Annotated in this window: 17 protein-coding genes and 1 other annotated feature; of the genes, 16 read left to right on the top strand and 1 reads right to left on the bottom strand. The window is 44.2% G+C overall.

Features of this window, described 5'->3' with window-relative positions:
• The first annotated feature begins 69 nt into the window (after nucleotides 1–69).
• The 12 genes from NQ556_RS10170 (at nucleotide 70) to NQ556_RS10115 (ending at nucleotide 14088) form a co-directional block, all read left to right on the top strand.
• Nucleotides 70–1386: a Na+/H+ antiporter NhaC family protein gene (locus NQ556_RS10170; RefSeq protein ID WP_022220359.1), complete on the top strand. Its 1317-nt coding sequence runs from the start codon at nucleotides 70–72 to the stop codon at nucleotides 1384–1386.
• A gap of 142 nt (nucleotides 1387–1528) precedes the next feature.
• On the top strand, nucleotides 1529–2614 hold the full coding sequence (gene leuB / locus NQ556_RS10165) for a 3-isopropylmalate dehydrogenase (protein WP_022220360.1): 1086 nt from the start codon (nucleotides 1529–1531) through the stop codon (nucleotides 2612–2614).
• A 103-nt stretch (nucleotides 2615–2717) separates the two neighbouring features.
• Nucleotides 2718–4388, top strand: a complete 1671-nt coding sequence (gene ilvD / locus NQ556_RS10160; RefSeq protein WP_008374941.1) for a dihydroxy-acid dehydratase — start codon at nucleotides 2718–2720, stop codon at nucleotides 4386–4388.
• 28 nt (nucleotides 4389–4416) lie between these two features.
• Entirely contained in the window at nucleotides 4417–6108 is a 1692-nt protein-coding gene (gene ilvB / locus NQ556_RS10155; RefSeq protein WP_022220361.1) for a biosynthetic-type acetolactate synthase large subunit, read from the top strand.
• A gap of 47 nt (nucleotides 6109–6155) precedes the next feature.
• Complete coding sequence (gene serC, locus NQ556_RS10150) at nucleotides 6156–7238, top strand: 3-phosphoserine/phosphohydroxythreonine transaminase (protein WP_022220362.1); 1083 nt, start codon at nucleotides 6156–6158, stop codon at nucleotides 7236–7238.
• A gap of 1 nt (nucleotide 7239) precedes the next feature.
• A complete protein-coding gene (locus NQ556_RS10145) occupies nucleotides 7240–8400 on the top strand; it encodes a phosphoglycerate dehydrogenase (RefSeq protein WP_008374946.1) in 1161 nt (386 codons plus the stop codon).
• A 221-nt stretch (nucleotides 8401–8621) separates the two neighbouring features.
• Nucleotides 8622–9647: a type I glyceraldehyde-3-phosphate dehydrogenase gene (gene gap / locus NQ556_RS10140; RefSeq protein WP_008374947.1), complete on the top strand. Its 1026-nt coding sequence runs from the start codon at nucleotides 8622–8624 to the stop codon at nucleotides 9645–9647.
• A gap of 278 nt (nucleotides 9648–9925) precedes the next feature.
• Nucleotides 9926–10795 carry a shikimate dehydrogenase gene (locus NQ556_RS10135; RefSeq protein WP_008374948.1) on the top strand — a complete coding sequence of 290 codons (870 nt, stop codon included), beginning with the start codon at nucleotides 9926–9928 and terminating at the stop codon, nucleotides 10793–10795.
• 79 nt (nucleotides 10796–10874) lie between these two features.
• Nucleotides 10875–11145: a binding site (T-box leader), on the top strand.
• A 102-nt stretch (nucleotides 11146–11247) separates the two neighbouring features.
• Nucleotides 11248–12261, top strand: coding sequence for a 3-deoxy-7-phosphoheptulonate synthase (gene aroF, locus NQ556_RS10130; protein ID WP_008374949.1), 1014 nt, complete (start codon nucleotides 11248–11250; stop codon nucleotides 12259–12261).
• A gap of 28 nt (nucleotides 12262–12289) precedes the next feature.
• Nucleotides 12290–13348, top strand: a complete 1059-nt coding sequence (aroB, locus tag NQ556_RS10125; RefSeq protein WP_022220364.1) for a 3-dehydroquinate synthase — start codon at nucleotides 12290–12292, stop codon at nucleotides 13346–13348.
• A gap of 136 nt (nucleotides 13349–13484) precedes the next feature.
• A complete protein-coding gene (locus NQ556_RS10120) occupies nucleotides 13485–13742 on the top strand; it encodes a type II toxin-antitoxin system HicA family toxin (RefSeq protein WP_008374951.1) in 258 nt (85 codons plus the stop codon).
• The gene (locus tag NQ556_RS10115; RefSeq protein WP_008374952.1) at nucleotides 13726–14088 is read left to right on the top strand and encodes a type II toxin-antitoxin system HicB family antitoxin; all 363 of its coding nucleotides are present in this window, start codon (nucleotides 13726–13728) and stop codon (nucleotides 14086–14088) included. Before NQ556_RS10120 ends, NQ556_RS10115 begins: the two co-directional genes overlap by 17 nt.
• A gap of 259 nt (nucleotides 14089–14347) precedes the next feature.
• On the opposite strand, the gene NQ556_RS10110 is transcribed toward NQ556_RS10115, so the two are convergent.
• Nucleotides 14348–15520, bottom strand: coding sequence for a ribose-phosphate pyrophosphokinase (locus NQ556_RS10110; RefSeq protein ID WP_008374954.1), 1173 nt, complete (start codon nucleotides 15518–15520; stop codon nucleotides 14348–14350).
• A 172-nt stretch (nucleotides 15521–15692) separates the two neighbouring features.
• On the opposite strand from NQ556_RS10110, the gene der reads away from it, so the two are divergent.
• The 4 genes from der to NQ556_RS10090 all read left to right on the top strand — a co-directional run bounded on the left by der (nucleotide 15693) and on the right by NQ556_RS10090 (nucleotide 21225).
• Nucleotides 15693–17021, top strand: a complete 1329-nt coding sequence (gene der / locus NQ556_RS10105) for a ribosome biogenesis GTPase Der (RefSeq protein WP_008374955.1) — start codon at nucleotides 15693–15695, stop codon at nucleotides 17019–17021.
• A gap of 1 nt (nucleotide 17022) precedes the next feature.
• Nucleotides 17023–17673 carry a glycerol-3-phosphate 1-O-acyltransferase PlsY gene (plsY, locus tag NQ556_RS10100; RefSeq protein WP_022220366.1) on the top strand — a complete coding sequence of 217 codons (651 nt, stop codon included), beginning with the start codon at nucleotides 17023–17025 and terminating at the stop codon, nucleotides 17671–17673.
• Nucleotides 17674–17679: 6 nt separating this feature from the next.
• Complete coding sequence (locus NQ556_RS10095) at nucleotides 17680–18690, top strand: NAD(P)H-dependent glycerol-3-phosphate dehydrogenase (protein ID WP_008374959.1); 1011 nt, start codon at nucleotides 17680–17682, stop codon at nucleotides 18688–18690.
• Between the two features lie 84 nt (nucleotides 18691–18774).
• Nucleotides 18775–21225 (top strand): cation-translocating P-type ATPase, encoded by a 2451-nt coding sequence (locus NQ556_RS10090; RefSeq protein WP_008374961.1) that lies wholly within the window; start codon nucleotides 18775–18777, stop codon nucleotides 21223–21225.
• The last annotated feature ends 27 nt before the right edge of the window (nucleotides 21226–21252 follow it).

Genomic DNA, 21252 nt, shown 5'->3' with positions numbered 1-21252 from the left:
TGTTTTCCGGATATGGAAAAGTTTTTGGGAAGATCCGGGAAGCAATAGAAGCAGATGAGAGGTAAATATATGGAAAAAAGAAGAAAAAGTGCATCACTTTTGCCGGTCGGTGTATTTCTGGTATTTTATCTGGGACTGGGTATTTTATTTGAATACATAATGAAAATTCCAATGGGGTTTTATAATGTACCGATCGTAGTGGCGTTTCTGGCGGCACTCCTGGTCGCGTGTCTGCAGAACAGAAAGGTTGGCTTTGATGAGAAGCTGGAGATCATGGGACGGGGAATCGGAGATAAGAATATTATCACAATGCTGCTGATTTTCCTGACGGCGGGAACTTTTGTGGGAGTGGTTGGAAGAAGCAGTGCAGAGAGTGTGGCGTATTTTATGCTATCGATCATCCCGGCACGGTTTGCGGTTGCCGTTCTGTTTGTGGTTGCATGTTTTGTTTCAACAGCAATGGGAACTTCGGTTGGGACGATCACCCTTCTGACTCCGATTGCGGCGGCAGTTTCGCAGACGTCCGGTTTTTCCCTGGCACTTTGCGTGGCATCGGTGATGGGAGGCTCCATGTTCGGGGACAATCTTTCTTTCATATCAGATACAACAATTGCTGCCTGCAACGGGCAGGGATGTGAGATGAAAGATAAATTCCGGGAAAATTTTTGGATCGCACTTCCGGCGGCGATCGTATCGTTGGTTCTGATCCTGATCAGCTCTTTCCGGGCAGAGATCGGAACGGCAGTTACGCACGAATACAATCTGACGCAGATCATTCCGTATGTGCTGGTGCTGGTCGGCGGGATCGCAGGGTTCAACGTCTTTCTGGTACTTTTGACAGGAATTGTGTCCGGTGCGGTGATCATGCTTGCAATGGGGCAGGTAACACCGTATGAAATGCTTGCTGCCATGGGCTCAGGTGTATCCGGGATGTTTGAAACCTGTATGGTGGCGGTGCTGGTTGCTGCAATGTGTGCGCTGATCCGGGAAAATGGTGGCTTTGATGTATTGCTGGATGTGATCCACCGTGTCTTTAAGGGATCGAAAAGTGGTCAGCTGGGTGTTGGTATTTTGGTAGCGCTCCTGGATGTGGCAACAGCGAACAATACCGTAGCAATTGTGATGGCTAATCCAATTGCAAAGGAAATGGCAGACGATTATCAGATCACACCGAGAAAGACGGCTTCCCTTCTGGATACTTTTTCCTGTATTTCACAGGGGGTGATCCCGTATGGTGCGCAGATGCTGGTGGCAATTTCGGCAGTGCATGAGCTCGGCGGTGAGATTTCTGCATTTCAGATCATTCCGAAGCTTTTTTATCCGGGAATGCTGTTTGTCAGTTCGCTGATCTTTATCTTTGTGATTCCACAGAAAACAGGAAAATAAAACAGAGTTCACTCTGGATTTTTATACTTTTACAGATTAAAGGGTTGAAACCTGACGAAAAATACGGTATTATAGTGTTTAACAGATTTTTGGAACGAAAAATGGTACAAAAATCACAGATACATAGAAGGGAATGACAAAGATGAGCCTGAAAATCGGAGTAATTAAAGGTGACGGAATCGGTCCGGAGATTGTAACGGAAGCGATGAAAGTTCTTGATAAAGCAGGAGAGGTATACGGATTTGACTGTTCTTATGAACAGCTGCTTCTTGGGGGCGCATCCATTGATGTACATGGAGTCCCGCTTACAGATGAGACGGTAGCAAAAGCAAAAGCATGTGATGCCGTACTGATGGGATCCATTGGAGGAGATGCAAAGACTTCCCCGTGGTATAAGCTGGAACCGTCAAAGAGACCGGAGGCCGGTCTTCTGAAGATCAGAAAAGAACTGAACCTGTTCGCAAATCTGCGTCCGGCGGTTTTGTATAATGAACTGAAGGGTGCATGTCCTCTGAAAGAAGAGATTACAGAAGGCGGATTTGATCTGATGATTATGCGTGAACTGACAGGCGGTCTTTATTTTGGAGAGAGGAAGACAGAAGAAGTGGATGGTGTGCTGACTGCATTCGATTCACTTACCTATAATGAGGATGAGATCCGCAGGATTGCGATCCGCGCGTTTGACATTGCAATGAAGAGAAGAAAGAAAGTGACAAGCGTCGATAAGGCGAATGTACTGGATTCTTCAAGACTCTGGAGAAAAGTAGTAGAAGAAGTTGCGAAAGATTATCCGGAAGTTACACTGGAGCATATGCTGGTTGACAACTGTGCAATGCAGCTTGTAAAAGATCCGAAGCAGTTTGATGTCATTCTTACAGAGAATATGTTCGGAGACATCCTTTCTGATGAAGCAAGCATGGTAACCGGTTCGATCGGAATGCTGGCAAGTGCAAGTCTGAATGAAACCAGGTTCGGATTGTATGAACCAAGTGGCGGTTCGGCACCGGATATAGCAGGACAGGGAATTGCAAACCCGATAGCAACAATTCTTTCAGCAGCAATGATGCTTCGTTTCAGCCTGGATCAGGATAAAGCAGCAGATGCGATTGAAGCAGCAGTTTCCCAGGTGTTAAAAGATGGATACAGAACCGGGGATATTATGTCAGACGGATGTACAAAGGTTGGAACAGCCCGGATGGGAGATCTGATCTGCGAAAGAATTCGATAGTCAAGGATTGGGAAAGATACAGTTCCGTACTGCTATGGGGAAAGAGAAGCAGGACGGAACTGTAATAGAATAGAGCCAAAAGTTACAGGAGGATTATAAAATCATGAGAAGTGATAATGTAAAAACAGGTATGCAGCAGGCGCCGCACAGATCATTGTTCAATGCGCTTGGTCTTACAAAAGAAGAACTGGAGAGACCGCTTGTCGGAATCGTATGTTCTTATAACGAAATCGTTCCGGGACATATGAACCTGGATAAAATTGCAAATGCAGTAAAGATGGGAGTTGCCATGGCAGGTGGAACACCGATCATGTTCCCGGCGATCGCAGTCTGTGACGGTATTGCAATGGGACACATCGGTATGAAGTATTCTCTGGTAACGAGAGATCTGATCGCAGATTCGACAGAAGCAATGGCAATGGCGCATCAGTTTGATGCCCTTGTTATGATCCCGAACTGCGACAAGAATGTACCTGGACTTTTGATGGCAGCAGCCCGTATTAATGTACCTACAGTGTTCGTCAGTGGCGGACCAATGCTTGCGGGACATGTAAAAGGACAGAAGAGAAGTCTTTCCAGCATGTTCGAGGCAGTTGGATCCTACGCAGCAGGAACAATGGACGAATGTGATGTATGTGAATTTGAAAATAAAGTATGTCCTACCTGCGGATCCTGCTCCGGAATGTATACAGCTAACAGCATGAACTGTCTGACAGAAGTACTTGGTATGGGGCTTCAGGGAAATGGAACAATTCCGGCTGTATATTCAGAAAGAATCCGTCTTGCAAAACATGCAGGTATGCAGGTAATGGAAATGTACAGAAGAAATATCCGTCCGAGAGACATTATGACAAAAGAAGCCATCTTAAATGCCCTTACTGTTGATATGGCACTTGGATGCTCAACCAACAGTATGCTTCACCTTCCGGCGATCGCACATGAGATTGGTATGGATTTTGAGATTGATTTTGCAAATGGAATCAGCGAAAAGACTCCGAACCTCTGTCACCTTGCACCGGCAGGTCCGACATATATGGAAGACTTGAATGAAGCAGGTGGTGTATATGCTGTTATGAACGAGCTGAATAAGAAAGGTCTTCTTTACACAGACTGCATGACAGTAACCGGAAAGACAGTTGGAGAAAATATCGCAGGATGCGAAAACAAAAATCCGGAAGTAATCCGTCCGATCGACAATCCATACAGCCAGACGGGTGGACTTGCAGTCCTCAAAGGTAATATCGCACCGGACGGCAGTGTTGTAAAACGTTCTGCAGTTGTACCGGAAATGCTGGTACATGAAGGACCTGCAAGAGTATTTGAATGTGAAGATGATGCGATCAAGGCAATTAAAGGCGGAGATATCCATCCGGGAGATGTTGTAGTTATCCGTTACGTCGGACCAAAGGGTGGTCCTGGTATGCCGGAAATGCTGAATCCAACTTCTGCAATCGCAGGTATGGGACTTGGTTCATCGGTAGCACTTATTACAGACGGCCGTTTCAGCGGTGCATCCCGTGGAGCTTCTATCGGACATGTATCACCGGAAGCGGCAGTCGGTGGTCCGGTAGCATTGATCGAGGAAGGCGATATCATCGAGATCGATATCCCGAACCTGAAATTAAATGCAAGAATTTCAGATGAAGAACTTGCAAGAAGAAAAGAAAAATGGCAGCCAAGAGAACCGGAAGTTACAACAGGATATCTTGCAAGATATGCAGCAATGGTAACTTCAGGAAACCGTGGAGCAGTTCTGGAAGTTCCACACAAATAAAATAAAATCTGGACAAGGGGAATGTACAATGCAGTTAAATGGTGCAGAAATACTGATAGAGTGTTTAAAAGAGCAAGGCGTGGATACCGTATTCGGATATCCGGGCGGTGCAATTTTAAATGTATATGATGAATTATATAAGCATAGTAATGAAATCAGACATATCCTTACATCGCATGAGCAGGGAGCTTCTCATGCGGCAGACGGATATGCGCGTGCCACTGGTAAGGTTGGGGTGTGTTTTGCAACCAGTGGACCTGGAGCAACAAATCTCGTAACAGGAATCGCGACCGCATTTATGGATTCTATTCCGATCGTTGCGATCACCTGTAATGTAGGGGTACCGCTTCTTGGAAAAGACAGCTTCCAGGAAATTGACATTACCGGTATTACGATGCCGATCACAAAGTATAATTTTATTGTGAAGAATGTCAATGATCTTGCAAAGACGATCCGCAAGGCGTTTGAGATCGCACAGTCCGGAAGACCGGGACCGGTGCTGATCGATATCCCGAAAGATGTGACAGGCAATAAAGCAGAGTATGAGCCTGTCAAAATCCAGCCAATCGTAAAATACAAAAAAGAAATCTGCATGGAAGATATTGACAAGGCAGTAGAGATGATCGAAGAAGCAAAGCGTCCGTTTGTATTCGTCGGAGGCGGAGCTATATTATCTGATGCAAGTGAAGAACTCCGTGCATTCGTAGACAAGGTACAGTGTCCGGTATGTGATTCCCTGATGGGAAAAGGTGCATTTCCGGGAACTGATGAACTTTATACAGGAATGCTTGGTATGCATGGTACCAAGACATCGAACTTTGGAGTCAGTGAAAGCGATCTTCTGATCGTAGTCGGTGCAAGATTCTCCGACCGTGTCACAGGTAATCCAAATAAATTTGCAAGTAATGCAAAAATTCTCCAGTTTGATATTGATGTGGCAGAGATGAACAAGAATGTCATTATCGATGAAGGTGTGGTTGGAGATATCAAAGAAGTGCTTGCGGCAGTTAATGAAAAACTGCCACAGCAGGAACACACCGAATGGATCAAAAAGATCCAGGAATATAAAGCAAAATACCCGCTTGCCTATCATCCGGAAAGTCTGACCGGTCCGTATGTGATCGAAGAGATTTACAAACAGACAGAAGGTGATGCGATCATCGTCACAGAAGTTGGACAACATCAGATGTGGGCAGCGCAGTATTATAAATTCACAAAACCGAGAACACTGCTTACGTCAGGTGGTCTTGGAACCATGGGATACGGTCTTGGAGCTGCAATCGGAGCCAAGATGGGAAGACCGGAGAAGACGGTAGTCAATATCGCCGGAGACGGATGCTTCCGTATGAATATGAATGAAGTTGCAACAGCGGCGCGTTATAACATTCCAATTATCCAGGTTGTAGTGAACAACCATGTGCTTGGTATGGTAAGACAGTGGCAGAATCTGTTTTACGGACAGCGCTATTCAGCAACTGTTCTGAATGATGCAGTAGATTTTGTGAAACTCGCAGAAGCGATGGGGGCGAAAGCGGTAAGAGCTACGACCAGAGAAGAATTCGCAGATGCATTTAAGTTTGCTTTAAATGCAGGCGGTCCGGTGGTGATTGACTGCCAGATCGACAGCGATGACAAGGTATGGCCGATGGTTGCTCCGGGTGCTCCGATCAGTGAAGCTTTTGACGAGAAGGATCTGCAGGAAAAACAGCAGACAAACTAAAAAACATATGCAGCGACAGATACGCAGAGCAGGAATGGAGGAGTAATATGAAACGAGTTTACAATTTTTCAGCAGGACCGGCAGTACTGCCGGAAGAAGTTTTACGAGAAGCAGCAGATGAGATGCTGGATTACAAAGGATGTGGAATGTCCGTTATGGAGATGAGTCATCGCTCGAAAGCTTTTGCTGAAATCATTGAAACCGCTGAACAGGATCTTCGTGATTTGATGGGAATCCCGGATAATTACAAAGTACTGTTCCTTCAGGGTGGCGCAAGCCAGCAGTTTGCAATGATTCCAATGAATCTGATGAAGAATAAAGTAGCGGATTATATTGTTACCGGGCAGTGGGCTAAAAAGGCAGCTGCCGAGGCATCCAAATATGGAAAGGTGAATAAGATCGCATCGTCCGAGGATAAAACCTTTTCGTACATTCCTGACTGTTCGGATCTGCCGGTTGATGAAGATGCAGATTATGTATATATCTGCGAAAATAATACAATTTACGGAACCAAATTCAAGGAACTTCCGAACACGAAAGGCAAGACACTGGTAGCGGATGTATCATCCTGCTTCCTGTCTGAGCCTGTAGATGTGACAAAATATGGTCTCATCTATGGCGGAGTCCAGAAGAATATCGGACCAGCGGGTGTTGTTATCGCGATCATCCGTGAAGATCTGATTACAGAGGATGTACTTCCTGGAACACCGACTATGCTTACATACAAGACACATGCAGACGCAGGTTCTCTTTACAATACACCGCCGGCATACGGAATCTATATCTGCGGTAAGGTATTTAAATGGCTCAAAAAGATGGGCGGACTGGAAGTTATGAAAGAACGCAACGAAAAGAAAGCCAAACTGCTCTATGATTACCTGGATCAGAGCAAACTGTTCAAAGGTACGGTAGAAAAGAAAGACCGTTCTCTTATGAATGTACCATTTGTGACAGGCAGTGATGAGCTGGATGCCAAATTTGTAAAAGAGGCAAAAGAAGCAGGTCTTGAGAATCTGAAAGGACACCGTACTGTTGGGGGTATGCGTGCAAGTATTTATAACGCAATGCCATACGAAGGTGTGGAAGCTCTGGTTGCATTTATGAAGAAGTTTGAGGAGGAGAATCTGTAATATGTATAAATATTTTTGCCTAAACCCGATTTCTCCTGTTGGACTGGAGAAATTCAGTGATGACTATGTGCCTGCCGGTGAGATGGCAGGAGCAGATGCGGTACTTGTAAGAAGTGCCGGAATGCATGAACTGGAATTTGATAAAGATTTAAAAGCGATTGCCCGTGCCGGAGCCGGTGTAAATAATATTCCACTGGACAAATGTGCGGAGCAGGGAATCGTTGTATTTAATACACCAGGGGCAAATGCCAATGGTGTAAAAGAGTTGGTGATCGCCGGTATGCTGCTTGCATCCAGAGATATCCTTGGCGGTATCAACTGGGTACAGGAGAACGAAGAGGATGGCAATATTGCAAAAGATGCAGAAAAAGCGAAAAAAGCATTTGCAGGCTGTGAGATCCAGGGAAAGAAGCTTGGTGTGATCGGTCTTGGTGCAATCGGTGTCCTGGTTGCCAATGCGGCTACGCATCTTGGGATGGAAGTGTATGGCTATGATCCATATGTTTCTGTAGATTCTGCATGGAGACTTTCAAGAAGTATCCATCACACTAAGAATGTAGATGAGATCTACAAGGAGTGTGATTATATCACAATCCATGTACCGGCACTGGAAGATACAAAGGGTATGATCAATAAGAATGCCATCAGTCTGATGAAAGAGGGCGTTGTGATCCTGAACTTTGCAAGAGATGTACTGGTGAACAGTGAAGACATTGTGGATGCACTTGTTGGTGGAAAAGTCGGACGCTATGTAACTGACTTTCCGACACCGGAGATCGCAGGAGTGAAGCATGCGATTGTCATTCCGCATCTGGGAGCGTCAACTGCTGAATCAGAAGACAATTGTGCAAAGATGGCAGTAGAAGAGCTGAAGGATTTCCTGGAAAATGGAAATATCCGTAATTCTGTCAACTTCCCGGCATGCGATATGGGTGTAAGAGATAAGACAAGAATTACAATCCTGCACAGGAATATTCCGAACATGATCGGTCAGTTTACTGCGCTTCTGGCAAAGGATAATGTCAATATCGATGATATGACGAATAAGAGCCGTGGCAGCTATGCATATACGATGATCGATGTGGATAATGATGTGGCAGAAGACGTGGTAAAAGGTCTGGAAATGATCGAGGGTGTTCTGAAAGTCAGAGTAATTGCATAAAAAGTGACAGAGGGTGCGTTTGAAAAAGCGCATCCTTTTTTGTTAAAAAAATAGGAATCCTGTTAAAAAAATAAGAATCCTGTTAAATGATTAATTACTGCCATTTCGGTAGCATTTCAAAAAAAAGTGTGTTACACTCGCAATAGATTGTGGCGGACTGTTATTGCAAGGGAAGAAGATACAAAGAGTATCAATATGTCATATACAGGGAGGTATTTAATATGGCAATAACAATCGGCATAAACGGATTTGGACGTATTGGAAGAGTTGCATTCCGCATTGCCATCAATCAGCCGGAAAAATTTAAAATTTGTGGGATCAATGTGAGAAACGCAGATCTGGATTATATGATTTATATGATCCGTTACGATTCGATCTTTGGACGTTTCCAGGGAAGTCTGGAAAAATATGAGGATGGAATTGTTGTAAATGGCGAGAAGATCCAAGTGTATTCAGAAAATGATGCTGCTGACATTCCGTGGGGAGAGTGTGGAGCAGAATACATTATAGATGCGACAGGTGCTTACTGTACGACAGAAAAAGCAATGGCACATATCCGGGGTGGAGCAAAGAAAGTGATCATCTCTGCACCGGCTAAAGATCAGGACACACCGACATTTGTAATGGGAGTGAATCATGAACTTTATCAGTCATCTATGCAGGTCGTTTCAAATGCATCTTGCACAACAAACTGTCTTGCACCGATCTGTAAGGTATTGGAGGATAATTATGGAATAGAGTATGGTCTGATGTCTACCATCCATTCAGCTACAGCAAAACAGAAGGTAGTTGACTGCCGTTCGCTGAAAGACTGGCGTACAGGTCGTGCTGTATTCGGAAATCTGATCCCATCTTCAACAGGAGCTGCAAAAGCAATCGCTCTTGTTATTCCGGCGTTAAAGGACCGCATGAATGGAATTTCTTATCGTGTACCGACTTCAGATGTATCCATTGTGGATCTGAATGTCGCGTTGAAGACAGAAACTACTTATGAAGATATCTGCAAGAAAATGAAGGAAGCTTCCGAAACAACTCTTAAGGAGATTCTGGATTATGTGGATGATGAAGTTGTTTCTTCCGATTTTATCGGAGATAATCACGCATCCTCCTTTGATGCAAGGGAAGGAATCCAGGTAAACGGTCATTTTTTCAAACTGATCAGTTTTTATGATAATGAATGGGGATATACCAGTCAGATCTTCCGCCTGATTTCGCATATGTACCAGGTGGACCATGGTGTAAAATAAAACAGATTGTAAATGAAAAAGTAAAACGTATATCAGCAGTAACAGTCAGAAGCCATGAAAGAAAGAGTATCACGTGAACGAGAAAAAACGTGATACTCTTTTTGTTACATAGGAACATTCATTCTTATTTGGTATTCAAAATTTTTCAAAATGTTTTTTCAAAGGCAGAAAATATCGTCTTTTTAATAACGATGCTTGCGTATTTTGAAAAATATGGTATGATAAAGGACAAAAGTAGCACTTTACAGTGTGAAAATGTAACGTAGGAGGAAGAGATAATGGCATACGAGATTACAGGACATACAGTCCTTACCGGATTACTGGGGAGTCCGGTAGCACACAGCATTTCCCCAATGATGCATAACGAGGCATTTCGCCAGCTGGAGCTGGATTACGCATATTTGGCATTTGATGTTGGAACAGATAACTTAAAGACAGCAGTAGATGGTCTGAAAGTCATGGGAGTCAGAGGATTTAACCTGACTATGCCTGACAAGAATCTGATGTGCTCACTGGTTGATAAACTTTCACCGGCATCTGAGATCGGTGGGGCGGTCAACACTGTTGTAAATGATAACGGTGTCCTGACAGGTTATACGACAGACGGAATTGGATTCATGCGTGCAGTCAGTGAGACAGGCGTTGATATCATTGGCAAGAAAATGACACTTCTTGGAGCGGGTGGAGCCGCAGCAGCGATTCTGATCCAGGCAGCACTTGACAAAGTAGCAGAGATTTCGGTATTCAACATCCGTGATGAATTCTTTACACGTGCGGAGAAGACAATCGAGAAACTTCATGAGAAGACAGACTGCAAGATCAACCTCTATGACTTTTCTGACCCGGAAGTCCTCAAAAAGGAAATCGCAGAAAGTGCAATTCTGGTAAACGGAACTTCTATCGGTATGGCACCGAAGACAGACAGATGTATCATCACAGATGACAGTGTGTTCAGAAAAGATCTGTTTGTATTTGATGTAATCTACAATCCGGAAGAGACGTTATTCCTGAAGAAAGCAAAAGCAGCAGGATGCCGGACACTGAACGGTCTGAACATGCTGTTATATCAGGGTGCTGCATCATTTGAACTCTGGACAGGAAAAGAAATGCCGGTTGATATTATCAAAGAAAAATATTTCTCGCGTTAATTTGCTGAAAAATGATTGACAAAGCCTATTGATTCGTGTAACATAAGCTATAGATTTTAAAAATTACATATTCTACTATCAAAATACAATGAAAAGAAGTAGTAAATATAATAAGACGTCACAGAGAGTCCTTTATCGGTGGAAGAAGGATACCGAAGATTATATTGAATTCCTCTTGGAGTAGGATACTGAATGCATTCTTTTGAAGAATTGTTAATAGGTATTTCCGGTAGCAGCCGTTATCTGCAAGGGTATAACCGTTATGAACGACGTACCTGACGAGGCAGTTGTCGTGAGACAATTGTAAAATGAGGTGGAACCACGAAGTATATAATACTCTCGTCCTCTGTTTTTACAGAAGACGGGAGTTTTTTGTTTCATAGGAAATTCCGAAGGAACTTCTAAAAGACATGTTCGATGATTAGTAGAGAGAAGAGAAAGGGAAAAAGATTATGATTATCGTATTAAAACCAAGAACAAGTGATGAAAACGTAAAACGAGTTGAGAATATGGTCCGTGCAAAGGGACTGGAAGTACATACTGTAAAAGGTGAGGATCTTACAATTATCGGCTGTATCGGCGATACGGTCCGTGTGGATCCAAAGCTTTTCGAAGTAGACTCTTCTGTTGAGAAAGTTATGCATGTACAGGAACCTTATAAACTTGTAAACCGTGCATTCCATCCGGACGATACCATCGTAGATGTATCTGGTGTCAAAGTTGGCGGCGGACATCTGGCACTGATCGCCGGACCTTGTTCTGTGGAGTCAGAAGAGCAGGTGATCGAGATCGCAAAGGCTGTTAAGGCATCTGGTGCAAATATGCTCCGTGGTGGTGCATTCAAGCCGAGAACAAGCCCATATTCATTCCAGGGACTGGGCCTTGAAGGTCTGGAAATCTTATGTGCAGCAAGAGAAGAGACAGGGCTTCCGATCGTAACAGAGCTGATGTCACCGGAATATCTGGAAATCTTCGATGAAAAGGTAGACCTGATTCAGATCGGTGCACGTAACATGCAGAACTATGACCTGTTAAAACAGCTCGGACAGACAAAGAGACCGATCCTTTTGAAGAGAGGACTTAATGCAACTTACGAAGAATGGATGATGTCAGCAGAATACATTATGGCATCCGGAAATCCAAATGTTATCCTCTGCGAAAGAGGAATCCGTACCTTCGAGACTTATACCAGAAATACACTGGATCTTCAGTCTATTCCGGTAGTAAGAAAACTCAGCCATCTTCCGGTAGTTGTAGACCCGAGCCACGCAGGAGGAAAATGGTGGCTGGTTGATCCGATGGCAAAAGCATCTGTTGCGGCAGGAGCGGACGGGCTGATCATCGAAGTACATAACAGTCCGGAAACGGCACTTTGTGACGGAGCACAGTCGCTGAAACCGGAAAAATATGATACACTGTTAAAAGAGATTACCGGAATCGCAAAAGCAGTCGGTAAAGAAATGTAAAAAACAGCAGCCTGGGAGGAACAAAACGATGAAAATGACGGTAGATTTAAAGGAACACAGCTATCCGATCTATATTGAAAGAGGAATTCTGAAAGAAGCAGCAGAAAGAATAGCGGAAGTATATCAGGGATCAAAGATCATGATCATTTCCGATGACAGAGTTTATTCTTATTACGGAGAAGCGCTTAAGAAAAATCTTTCTGAAAAATATGAGTGTGCGGAAACCGTGATTCCACATGGAGAACCGTCAAAAGCATTCGAAACCCTTCCGGGGGTATACAGCTCTCTTCTGGAAGCAAAGATTTCCAGAACAGACCTGATCGTTGCACTTGGCGGTGGAGTGGTAGGAGACCTTGCCGGATTTGTGGCAGCGACCTTTCTTAGAGGAATCAAGTTCGTACAGATTCCAACATCCATTCTTGCACAAGTAGATTCTTCTGTTGGTGGAAAAGTTGCAGTCGATCTTCCACAGGGTAAGAACCTGGTAGGTGCTTTTTATCAGCCGAAGATGGTACTGATCGATCCGGATGTGCTGGAAACCTTGCCGGAGCGTTACGTGACGGATGGCATGGGGGAGGTTATCAAATACGGATGCATCAAAGACCGCAAGCTTTTTGATCTTCTGGAAAAATGCAGATGCTATGAGAATCTGAAAGAGCATTTAACTGATGTGATCGCAACCTGTGTCGATATCAAACGCCGCGTTGTGGAAGAAGACGAGTTTGATACCGGAGAGAGGATTCTCCTGAACTTCGGACATACCCTTGCCCACACCATTGAGCAGCACTTCCACTATGAAAGAGAAAGCCACGGTGAAGCCGTAGCCATCGGAATGTACCAGATCACAAAGATTGCTGAAGAGAAAGGACTCACCAAAAAAGGCGAAGCCGAACACATCCGGAAAGTCCTGGAAGCTTATAAACTTCCGGTAAAAGCCGATGTCCCACTCCCACAGCTTACCGAAGCAATCAAGCTGGATAAAAAAACACTGAATAATAAATTAAAAGTCGTCCTTCTCCATGAAATCGGAGATTCCTATACATACCCGACCGGACAGGAATTCTTTGATGGGGATAGGACAGTATAAGTAAATACGATAAATAAGAATGCCGTAAAACCATGAAAGATATTGGTTTTACGGCATTTTAGTTAATTTCTGCGCATATGCCATAATAGCTTGACACCATATACGACACCATTCATAATAAAAGGAGAGATAAATAATGTCAAAATGGGATAAACTGATAATGCAGATATGTAATTTATCAAAAGACATCCGGTTTGATGAACTGCGGAAAGTGTTGGAAAGCTATGGTTATGAAATGAATTCGCCCAAGGGAGGAAGCAGTCATTATACATTCAGAAAGTGTGGCTGTATGCCAGTTACAATACCAAAGCATGAACCGATCAAAAAAGTATATGTAGAAATGGTAAGACAGATAGTAGAAAGTGAGACGAGGAAAGATGAAAACGCTGAATGAATATATGAAAATGCCTTATCGAATGGAAATTGTAGAGGATGAAGAGGAAGGTGGATTTGTAGTTTCATATCCAGATTTGCCAGGGTGTATTACCTGTGGCGAGACAATAGAAAGTGCAGTACAAAATGCATTAGATGCAAAAAGAACTTGGATTGAAGCAGCATTAGAAGAAAGAATTGAGATATATGAACCAGACAGCTTGGAAAATTATTCTGGACAGTTCAAATTAAGGATTCCAAGAAGTCTCCATAGATCTCTAGCAGAACACTCTCAAAAAGAAGGAATTAGTATGAATCAATACTGTATATATCTTCTTACAAAAAATGATGCAGTATTTTCAAAATAATATGATATAAAAAAGAGCTTCTTGTTTGCCAGAAAAGTAAAAATATACTAACAAACAGCCGCAAGAGAACCCTAAAACAGGACAGATTCCATTTTTGTGCAATGGAGATGAGACTCAAAAATCGTGGAAGCCATTGCTGAACACGATTTTCGCTTTCAAAGGCTCATCGGAATGGTTTGCACAAAGGAAGCTGTCCTGTTTTAGGGTTCTTTTGCGGCGTCTGTTCGCTAATATATCCTTACTATCCCGCCAACAAAATTTATCTCATATTTCTCTTCGCAAGCAAATCATGAATCTTATCCGTCGGATTCATAACCGCACTAATAGATGTAGAATGATTCATCGAATCAATGATCAGTGCAAGGAACTTACTCATATCTGCTTCAATGAAATACGGTTTATCATGAAGCTGAGGAGGCAGATAGGTCAGATTGGTTGTGATCAGCCTGTCCAGATAGCCTTTTTCATAATATTCATCGAACTTGTCAAGACCTTCTGTGAAGAGACCAAAAGTAGTACATACAAATACACGCTCAGCTCCGCGGTCTTTTAACTGCCTGGTAACATCCAGCATACTTTCACCGGAAGAAATCATGTCATCGATGATGATAACGGTCTTTCCATGTACATCGTCACCTAAGAATTCATGTGCAACGATCGGATTTTTACCATTTACGATGGTAGAATAATCACGGCGTTTGTAGAACATACCCATATCAACACCGAGTACGTTGGAGAAGTATACGGCTCTTTGCATTGCACCTTCATCCGGGCTGATGATCATCAGATGGTCTTTGTCTGCTTTCAGATCCGGTTCTGCTTTAAACAGAGCTTTGATGAACTGATACAGAGGGTTGAAGCTGTCGAAACCATTGAGTGGGATCGCATTCTGTACACGCGGATCGTGTGCGTCAAATGTCAGAATGTTAGATACACCCATTGCGGTTAATTCTTCCAGAGCCATTGCACAGTCCAGAGATTCGCGTTTGGTTCTCTTGTGCTGGCGGCTTTCGTAAAGGAATGGCATAATTACATTTACACGGTGTGCCTTTCCTGTAGAAGCGGAGATGATACGCTTCAGATCCTGATAGTGATCATCCGGTGACATATGATTGATATGTCCGTTTACTGTGTATGTCAGGCTGTAGTTGCAGACATCCACCATAATAAAGAGATCTTTTCCGCGGATACTTTCGCCAAACATTCCCTTTGCTTCCCCCGAACCAAAACGTGGGCAACTGTTCTTTGCAAGATAAGAATCTGCTTCATAAGATGAATAGATTGCAGGATCCAGAAAATCATGCAGAGAATTTTTGCGGAACGATACGATGTACTGATCCACTTTTTCTGCCAGATCCTTGCAGCTTTCCAGGGCAGCAATTTTAAGTGGTGCTGTCGGAAGAGCTTTTTCCATAAGTTCGATATTTGTCATGAGTGCCTCCTTATAATAAGCGTTTTAAGTGCTTTTTATCTAATCTTACTTATCTTTTATACCATTATTTAAAAGCAATGACAAGAAAGAGGCGTTAAAAAATTGCATTTTTTGAAGAAATCTAGTATGATATAGAAGCAGAATTCCGAATAAATATCAGGAGGAAGAAAATATGAGTAAACCAGTTGTTGCCATTGTAGGGCGGCCGAACGTTGGAAAGTCGACGCTTTTTAATGCACTGGCAGGAGAAAAGATAGCAATCGTTAAAGATACGCCGGGTGTTACCCGCGACAGAATTTATGCAGAAGTGAATTGGCTCGATAAAGAATTTACGTTGATCGACACCGGTGGAATCGAGCCGGACAGCCGTGATGTGATCCTCTCCCAGATGAGAGAGCAGGCACAGATCGCCATTGACACTGCGGATGTGATCCTGTTTATGACAGATGTAAAGCAGGGACTTGTAGATTCCGATTCAAAAGTGGCAGATATGCTCCGCCGCTCCCACAAGCCAGTCATTCTTGTTGTCAATAAAGTGGACAATTTTAACAAGATGATGCCGGATGTGTATGAATTTTATAATCTGGGAATCGGAGATCCGGTTCCGATCTCAGCATCGGAACGAATTGGAATCGGAGATATGCTGGATAAGGTTCTGGCATATTTTCCGGAAGGGGCAGGCCAGGAAGAGGAAGATGACCGTCCGAGAGTTGCAATCGTTGGGAAGCCGAACGTTGGGAAGTCTTCAATCATCAACCGTCTGATCGGAAAAGACCGTGTGATCGTATCCGATATTGCCGGAACTACAAGAGATGCCATTGACACGGAAGTAGTGCACAATGGAAAAGAGTATGTATTCATTGATACAGCAGGACTTCGCCGTAAGAATAAGATCAAAGAGGAACTGGAGCGCTACAGTATTATCCGTACAGTTACGGCAGTAGAAAGAGCGGATGTGGTCCTGGTTGTGATCGATGCGGCAGAAGGAGTAACCGAGCAGGATGCCAAGATCGCAGGAATCGCACATGAGCGTGGAAAAGGTGTCATCATCGTTGTAAATAAATGGGATGCCATTGAAAAGAACGATAAGACCACGAGGGAATATGAGCATCAGATCAGGATGGTGCTGTCTTTCCTGCCTTACGCAGAGATCATGTATGTGTCTGCACTGACAGGCCAGAGACTTCCGAAGCTCTTTGACATGATCGACACCGTTATTGAGAACCAGACACTCCGTGTGGCTACGGGTGTCCTTAACGAGATCATGACCGAAGCTGTTGCAATGCAGCAGCCGCCGTCAGATAAGGGAAAACGGCTGAAACTTTACTATATTACCCAGGTAGCGGTCAAACCGCCGACATTTGTCATCTTTGTAAATGATAAAGAACTGATGCATTTCTCTTATACGAGATATCTGGAGAATAAGATCCGTGAAGCGTTTGGCTTCCGTGGAACGTCTCTTAAATTCTTTATCAGGGAGAGAAAGGAGAAGGACAAATAAGATGGAACGTCTTGTATGTTTGCTGATCGGCTATATATTTGGTCTGTTTCAGACCGGCTATTTCTATGGAAAAACTCAGGGGGTAGATATCCGCAAGATGGGAAGCGGAAATGCAGGTTCTACCAATGCACTTCGCACCATGGGAATCAAAGCCGGAATGATCACCCTGCTAGGTGACTGCTTCAAATGCGTGATCGCAGTTCTGGTGGTCCGCGGAATTTACGGACAGTCTCACGCAGATATTTTACCGCTCCTTTCGCTGTATACAGGTTTTGGGGCAGTGCTCGGACATAATTTTCCATTCTATCTGAAGTTCAAGGGCGGAAAGGGAATTGCAGTTACGGCAGGTATGATCTTATCTACAGATATTCGGATTGCGGCAGTATGTTTGATCGTGTTTATCGTAATTGTTGCCGTGACACGTTATGTATCACTGGGATCGCTGGTGATTTCCGTACTGTTCCTTGTCGGACTCGTCGTTGACGGACAGATGGGAATGTTTGGAATGATGCAGAAGTATCTGTTTGAAATGTATGGAATCGGAGCACTTTTTGTTCTCTCTGCATTTATCCGTCACCGTGCGAATATCGGACGTCTGAGAAATGGTACAGAGAGCAAGATCAGTTTTTCAAAAAAGAAAAATAAGAGGTAATAATTTATGGCAGAAATCGGAGTTATCGGTTCAGGAAGCTGGGGAACGGCTCTGGCCCTGGTACTGAATAAAAACGGACATCATGTAACCATCTGGTCTTATTTAAAAGAAGAAGCAGATGAGATCAGAGAAAGACGGGAAAATCCAAGTAAGCTTCCGGGCATTCATATCCCGGAGGAGATCGAGATCACAACAGATCTGCAGGGAAGTGTGGAAGGAAAAGATGTGGTCGTTCTTGCAGTTCCGTCTATGGCAACCAGAGCTACGGCGAAGAAAATGTGCCCGTATGTAAAGGAAGAGCAAATTCTGGTCAATGTGGCAAAAGGAATTGAAGAGGGTACTTTAAAGACACTTTCTGAGCAGATTGAAGAAGAGATTCCGCAGGCAAATGTAGCTGTTCTTTCTGGTCCAAGTCACGCAGAAGAAGTAAGCCGTGAACTTCCGACAACGGTTGTAGTCGGAGCAGAGACAGAAGAAACCGCCATTTATCTGCAGAAAATTTTCATGAATGATGTATTCCGTGTCTACACAAGCCCGGATATTAAAGGAATTGAGCTTGGCGGTTCCCTGAAAAATGTAATCGCACTTGCAGCCGGAGTTGCAGATGGACTAGGATACGGGGATAACACCAAAGCTGCACTGATCACCAGAGGAATTGCGGAGATCACAAGACTTGGTGTAAAGATGGGCGGAAAGCTGGAATCCTTTACCGGACTTACCGGAATCGGTGATCTGATCGTCACCTGTGCAAGTAAGCACAGTCGTAACCGTAAGGCAGGTGTTCTGATCGGTGAGGGAATGACGATGGAAGAAGCGATGGCTGAGGTCAAGATGGTAGTTGAGGGTGTGTATTCAGCAAAAGCGGCAAGAGAGCTGGCTGAAAAATATGAGGTATCCATGCCAATCGTGGAAAAGGTCAATCAGGTACTTTTTGAAGGCAAACCCGCAAAGGATGCGGTAAGTGAACTGATGATGCGTGACGGGCGCAGCGAATACAGTAACCTTCCGTGGGATTAAAGTTTCAAAGAAATTTCATAAAGTCTTAATGGAAAATCCTTCCGTATAGGCGTATAATGGCGTGTATACAGGAGGATTTTTTGTATGAAATTCGGAAAAAAAGAAAAAGAAACACAAGAGGAAGAAGTCGTTCGAGGCGAGATCCAGCGTGTGGTTCCGGACTACCGGGTAGGTCTTAATCCCGAGCAGATCCGGATAAGGGAAGAGAATGGCTGGACCAATGATGAGGTTGCTCCACCGGGACTTACGACAAAAGAGATTGTTCATAATAATATATTTACCTATTTCAACCTGATCTTTCTGATTCTGGCGATTCTGCTGTGCCTGGTAGGTTCTTTTCGAAATCTGACATTCCTGCCGGTCATCATCTGCAATACACTGATCGGGATCATTCAGGAGATCCGTTCCAAGAAAGTACTGGATAGGCTGACCATGCTGAATGCACCGCACGCGGAAGTAATCCGTGGAGGGGTATCGCTGAATCTGGAGGCGGATCAGCTGGTTGTGGACGACATTGTTGTATTTCGTGCCGGGAACCAGATCTGTGCAGATGCGGTTGTTGAGGCTGGTGAGGTTCAGGTCAATGAATCTTTACTTACCGGTGAATCTGATGAGATCACGAAAAAGCGTGGAGACCGTCTGATGTCAGGTAGTTTTGTGGTATCAGGAAGCTGTCATGCACGCCTGGATAAGGTTGGAGCGGATTCCTATATTTCACAGCTGACTCTGGAAGCAAAAGCCATGCAGCAGGGGGAACAGTCGGAGATGATCCGTTCCCTGGACAAGCTGGTAAAAATGGTCGGAATCGCACTGATCCCGATAGGAATCATTTTGTTTGTGCAGAGTTATTTCTATAATCACGACAGCTTCCGGCAGAGTATTATCTCCATGGTTGCTGCAGTGATCGGCATGATCCCGGAAGGATTATATCTTCTTGCAAGCGTGGCACTTGCGGTAAGTGCAATGCGTCTTGCATCGAAAAAGGTATTGCTCCATGATATGAAGAGTATCGAGACTCTGGCGCGGGTTAATGTGCTTTGTGTTGACAAGACAGGTACGATCACAGAAGACAGTATGTGTGTCAGTGAAGTGGTGAAAGCCAAGGCCTATGACGAAGAAAAGATGCCGGATCTGAACCGGATGATCGGCGATTTTGTCAAAGGAATGGACGCGGATAACAGCACGATGCATGCGATGCAAGAACATTTTACAGAGCATTCAGATAAAGTGCCGGAAAAAGTGATTCCTTTTTCTTCCACGGTCAAATACAGCGGAGTAATTTTCAAAGATCAGGCATATGTGCTTGGTGCACCGGAATTTGTCCTGCGTGAGGATTATACAAAGTATCAGGGAAGAATAGAACAGTATACGTCCAGGGGGTTCCGTGTACTGGTATTTGGAAGCTATGATGGAGAGCCGGATGGTAAGCCGCTGACTGGAACGGTAACGCCGCTTGGTTATGTCCTCCTTCTCAATAAAGTCAGGGAAGAAGCGCCTGCGACTTTCAAATATTTTGCGGACCAGGGTGTTGCGATAAAAGTTATTTCGGGTGATAATCCGATTACCGTATCGGAGACTGCGAAGCAGGCCGGAATTGAAGGCGCAGAGAATTACGTGGATGCGGGAACATTAAAGACCGAAGAAGATATTGCCCTTGCGGTGAGCAAATATACGGTCTTCGGAAGGGTAATCCCGGAACAGAAAAGACAGTTTGTGCAGGCACTGAAAAAGCAGGGGATGACGGTCGCTATGACCGGTGATGGTGTTAATGATGTACTTGCCCTGAAGGATGCAGACTGTTCGGTGGCGATGGCATCAGGAAGCGATGCGGCGGTCCAGGCGTCCCAGGTGGTACTTCTGGAATCCGATTTTTCAAGGATGCCGGAGGTTGTTCTGGAAGGAAGAAGAGTTGTCAATAACATTCAGCGTTCAGCAAGTCTGTTCCTGGTGAAGAATATTTTTTCCTTCCTGCTTGCAATTTTCTCGGCAGTCTTTATGATTACCTATCCGCTGGAGCCATCCCAGGTATCGCTGATCAGCATGTATACGATCGGTATTCCGGCATTCTTCCTGGCACTGCAGCCGAACCGGGATATCATTAAGGGACACTTCCTGACCAATGTGTTCTTAAAGGCACTTCCGGCAGGACTTACGGATGTATTTGCGGTTGGTGCGCTGGTTGTATTTGGACAGACGTTCGGAGTTGCATCCAAAGATATTTCTACGGCGGCGACGATGCTGCTTGCAATTGTCGGATTCATGATCCTTTACCGGATCTGCCAGCCGATGAATGCACTGCGTATGATCGTCTGGATCGGATGCGTGATCGGACTGTTAGGATGCAGTATCTTCCTGCCACAGTTATTTGCGATTACGGGAATGTCCAGAAAATGCATTATGCTTTTTGTAATATTCTCTATTGCGACCGAGCCGGTACTTCGGTATCTGACGAAGCTGATCGAATGGCTGAGAAAGCAGTACATAAAATTTATCAAGAATCCAATCAAAGAATTTAAAGGAAAAGCTGCCGATTAAGGCAGCTTTTCTTGGAAAATGAGTATT

Source organism: Coprococcus comes ATCC 27758 (genome assembly GCF_025149785.1).
Lineage (GTDB): Bacteria > Bacillota > Clostridia > Lachnospirales > Lachnospiraceae > Allocoprococcus > Allocoprococcus comes.
Note: the sequence above shows the minus strand (reverse complement) of the source record. Positions and strands in the feature narration are given on the sequence as shown.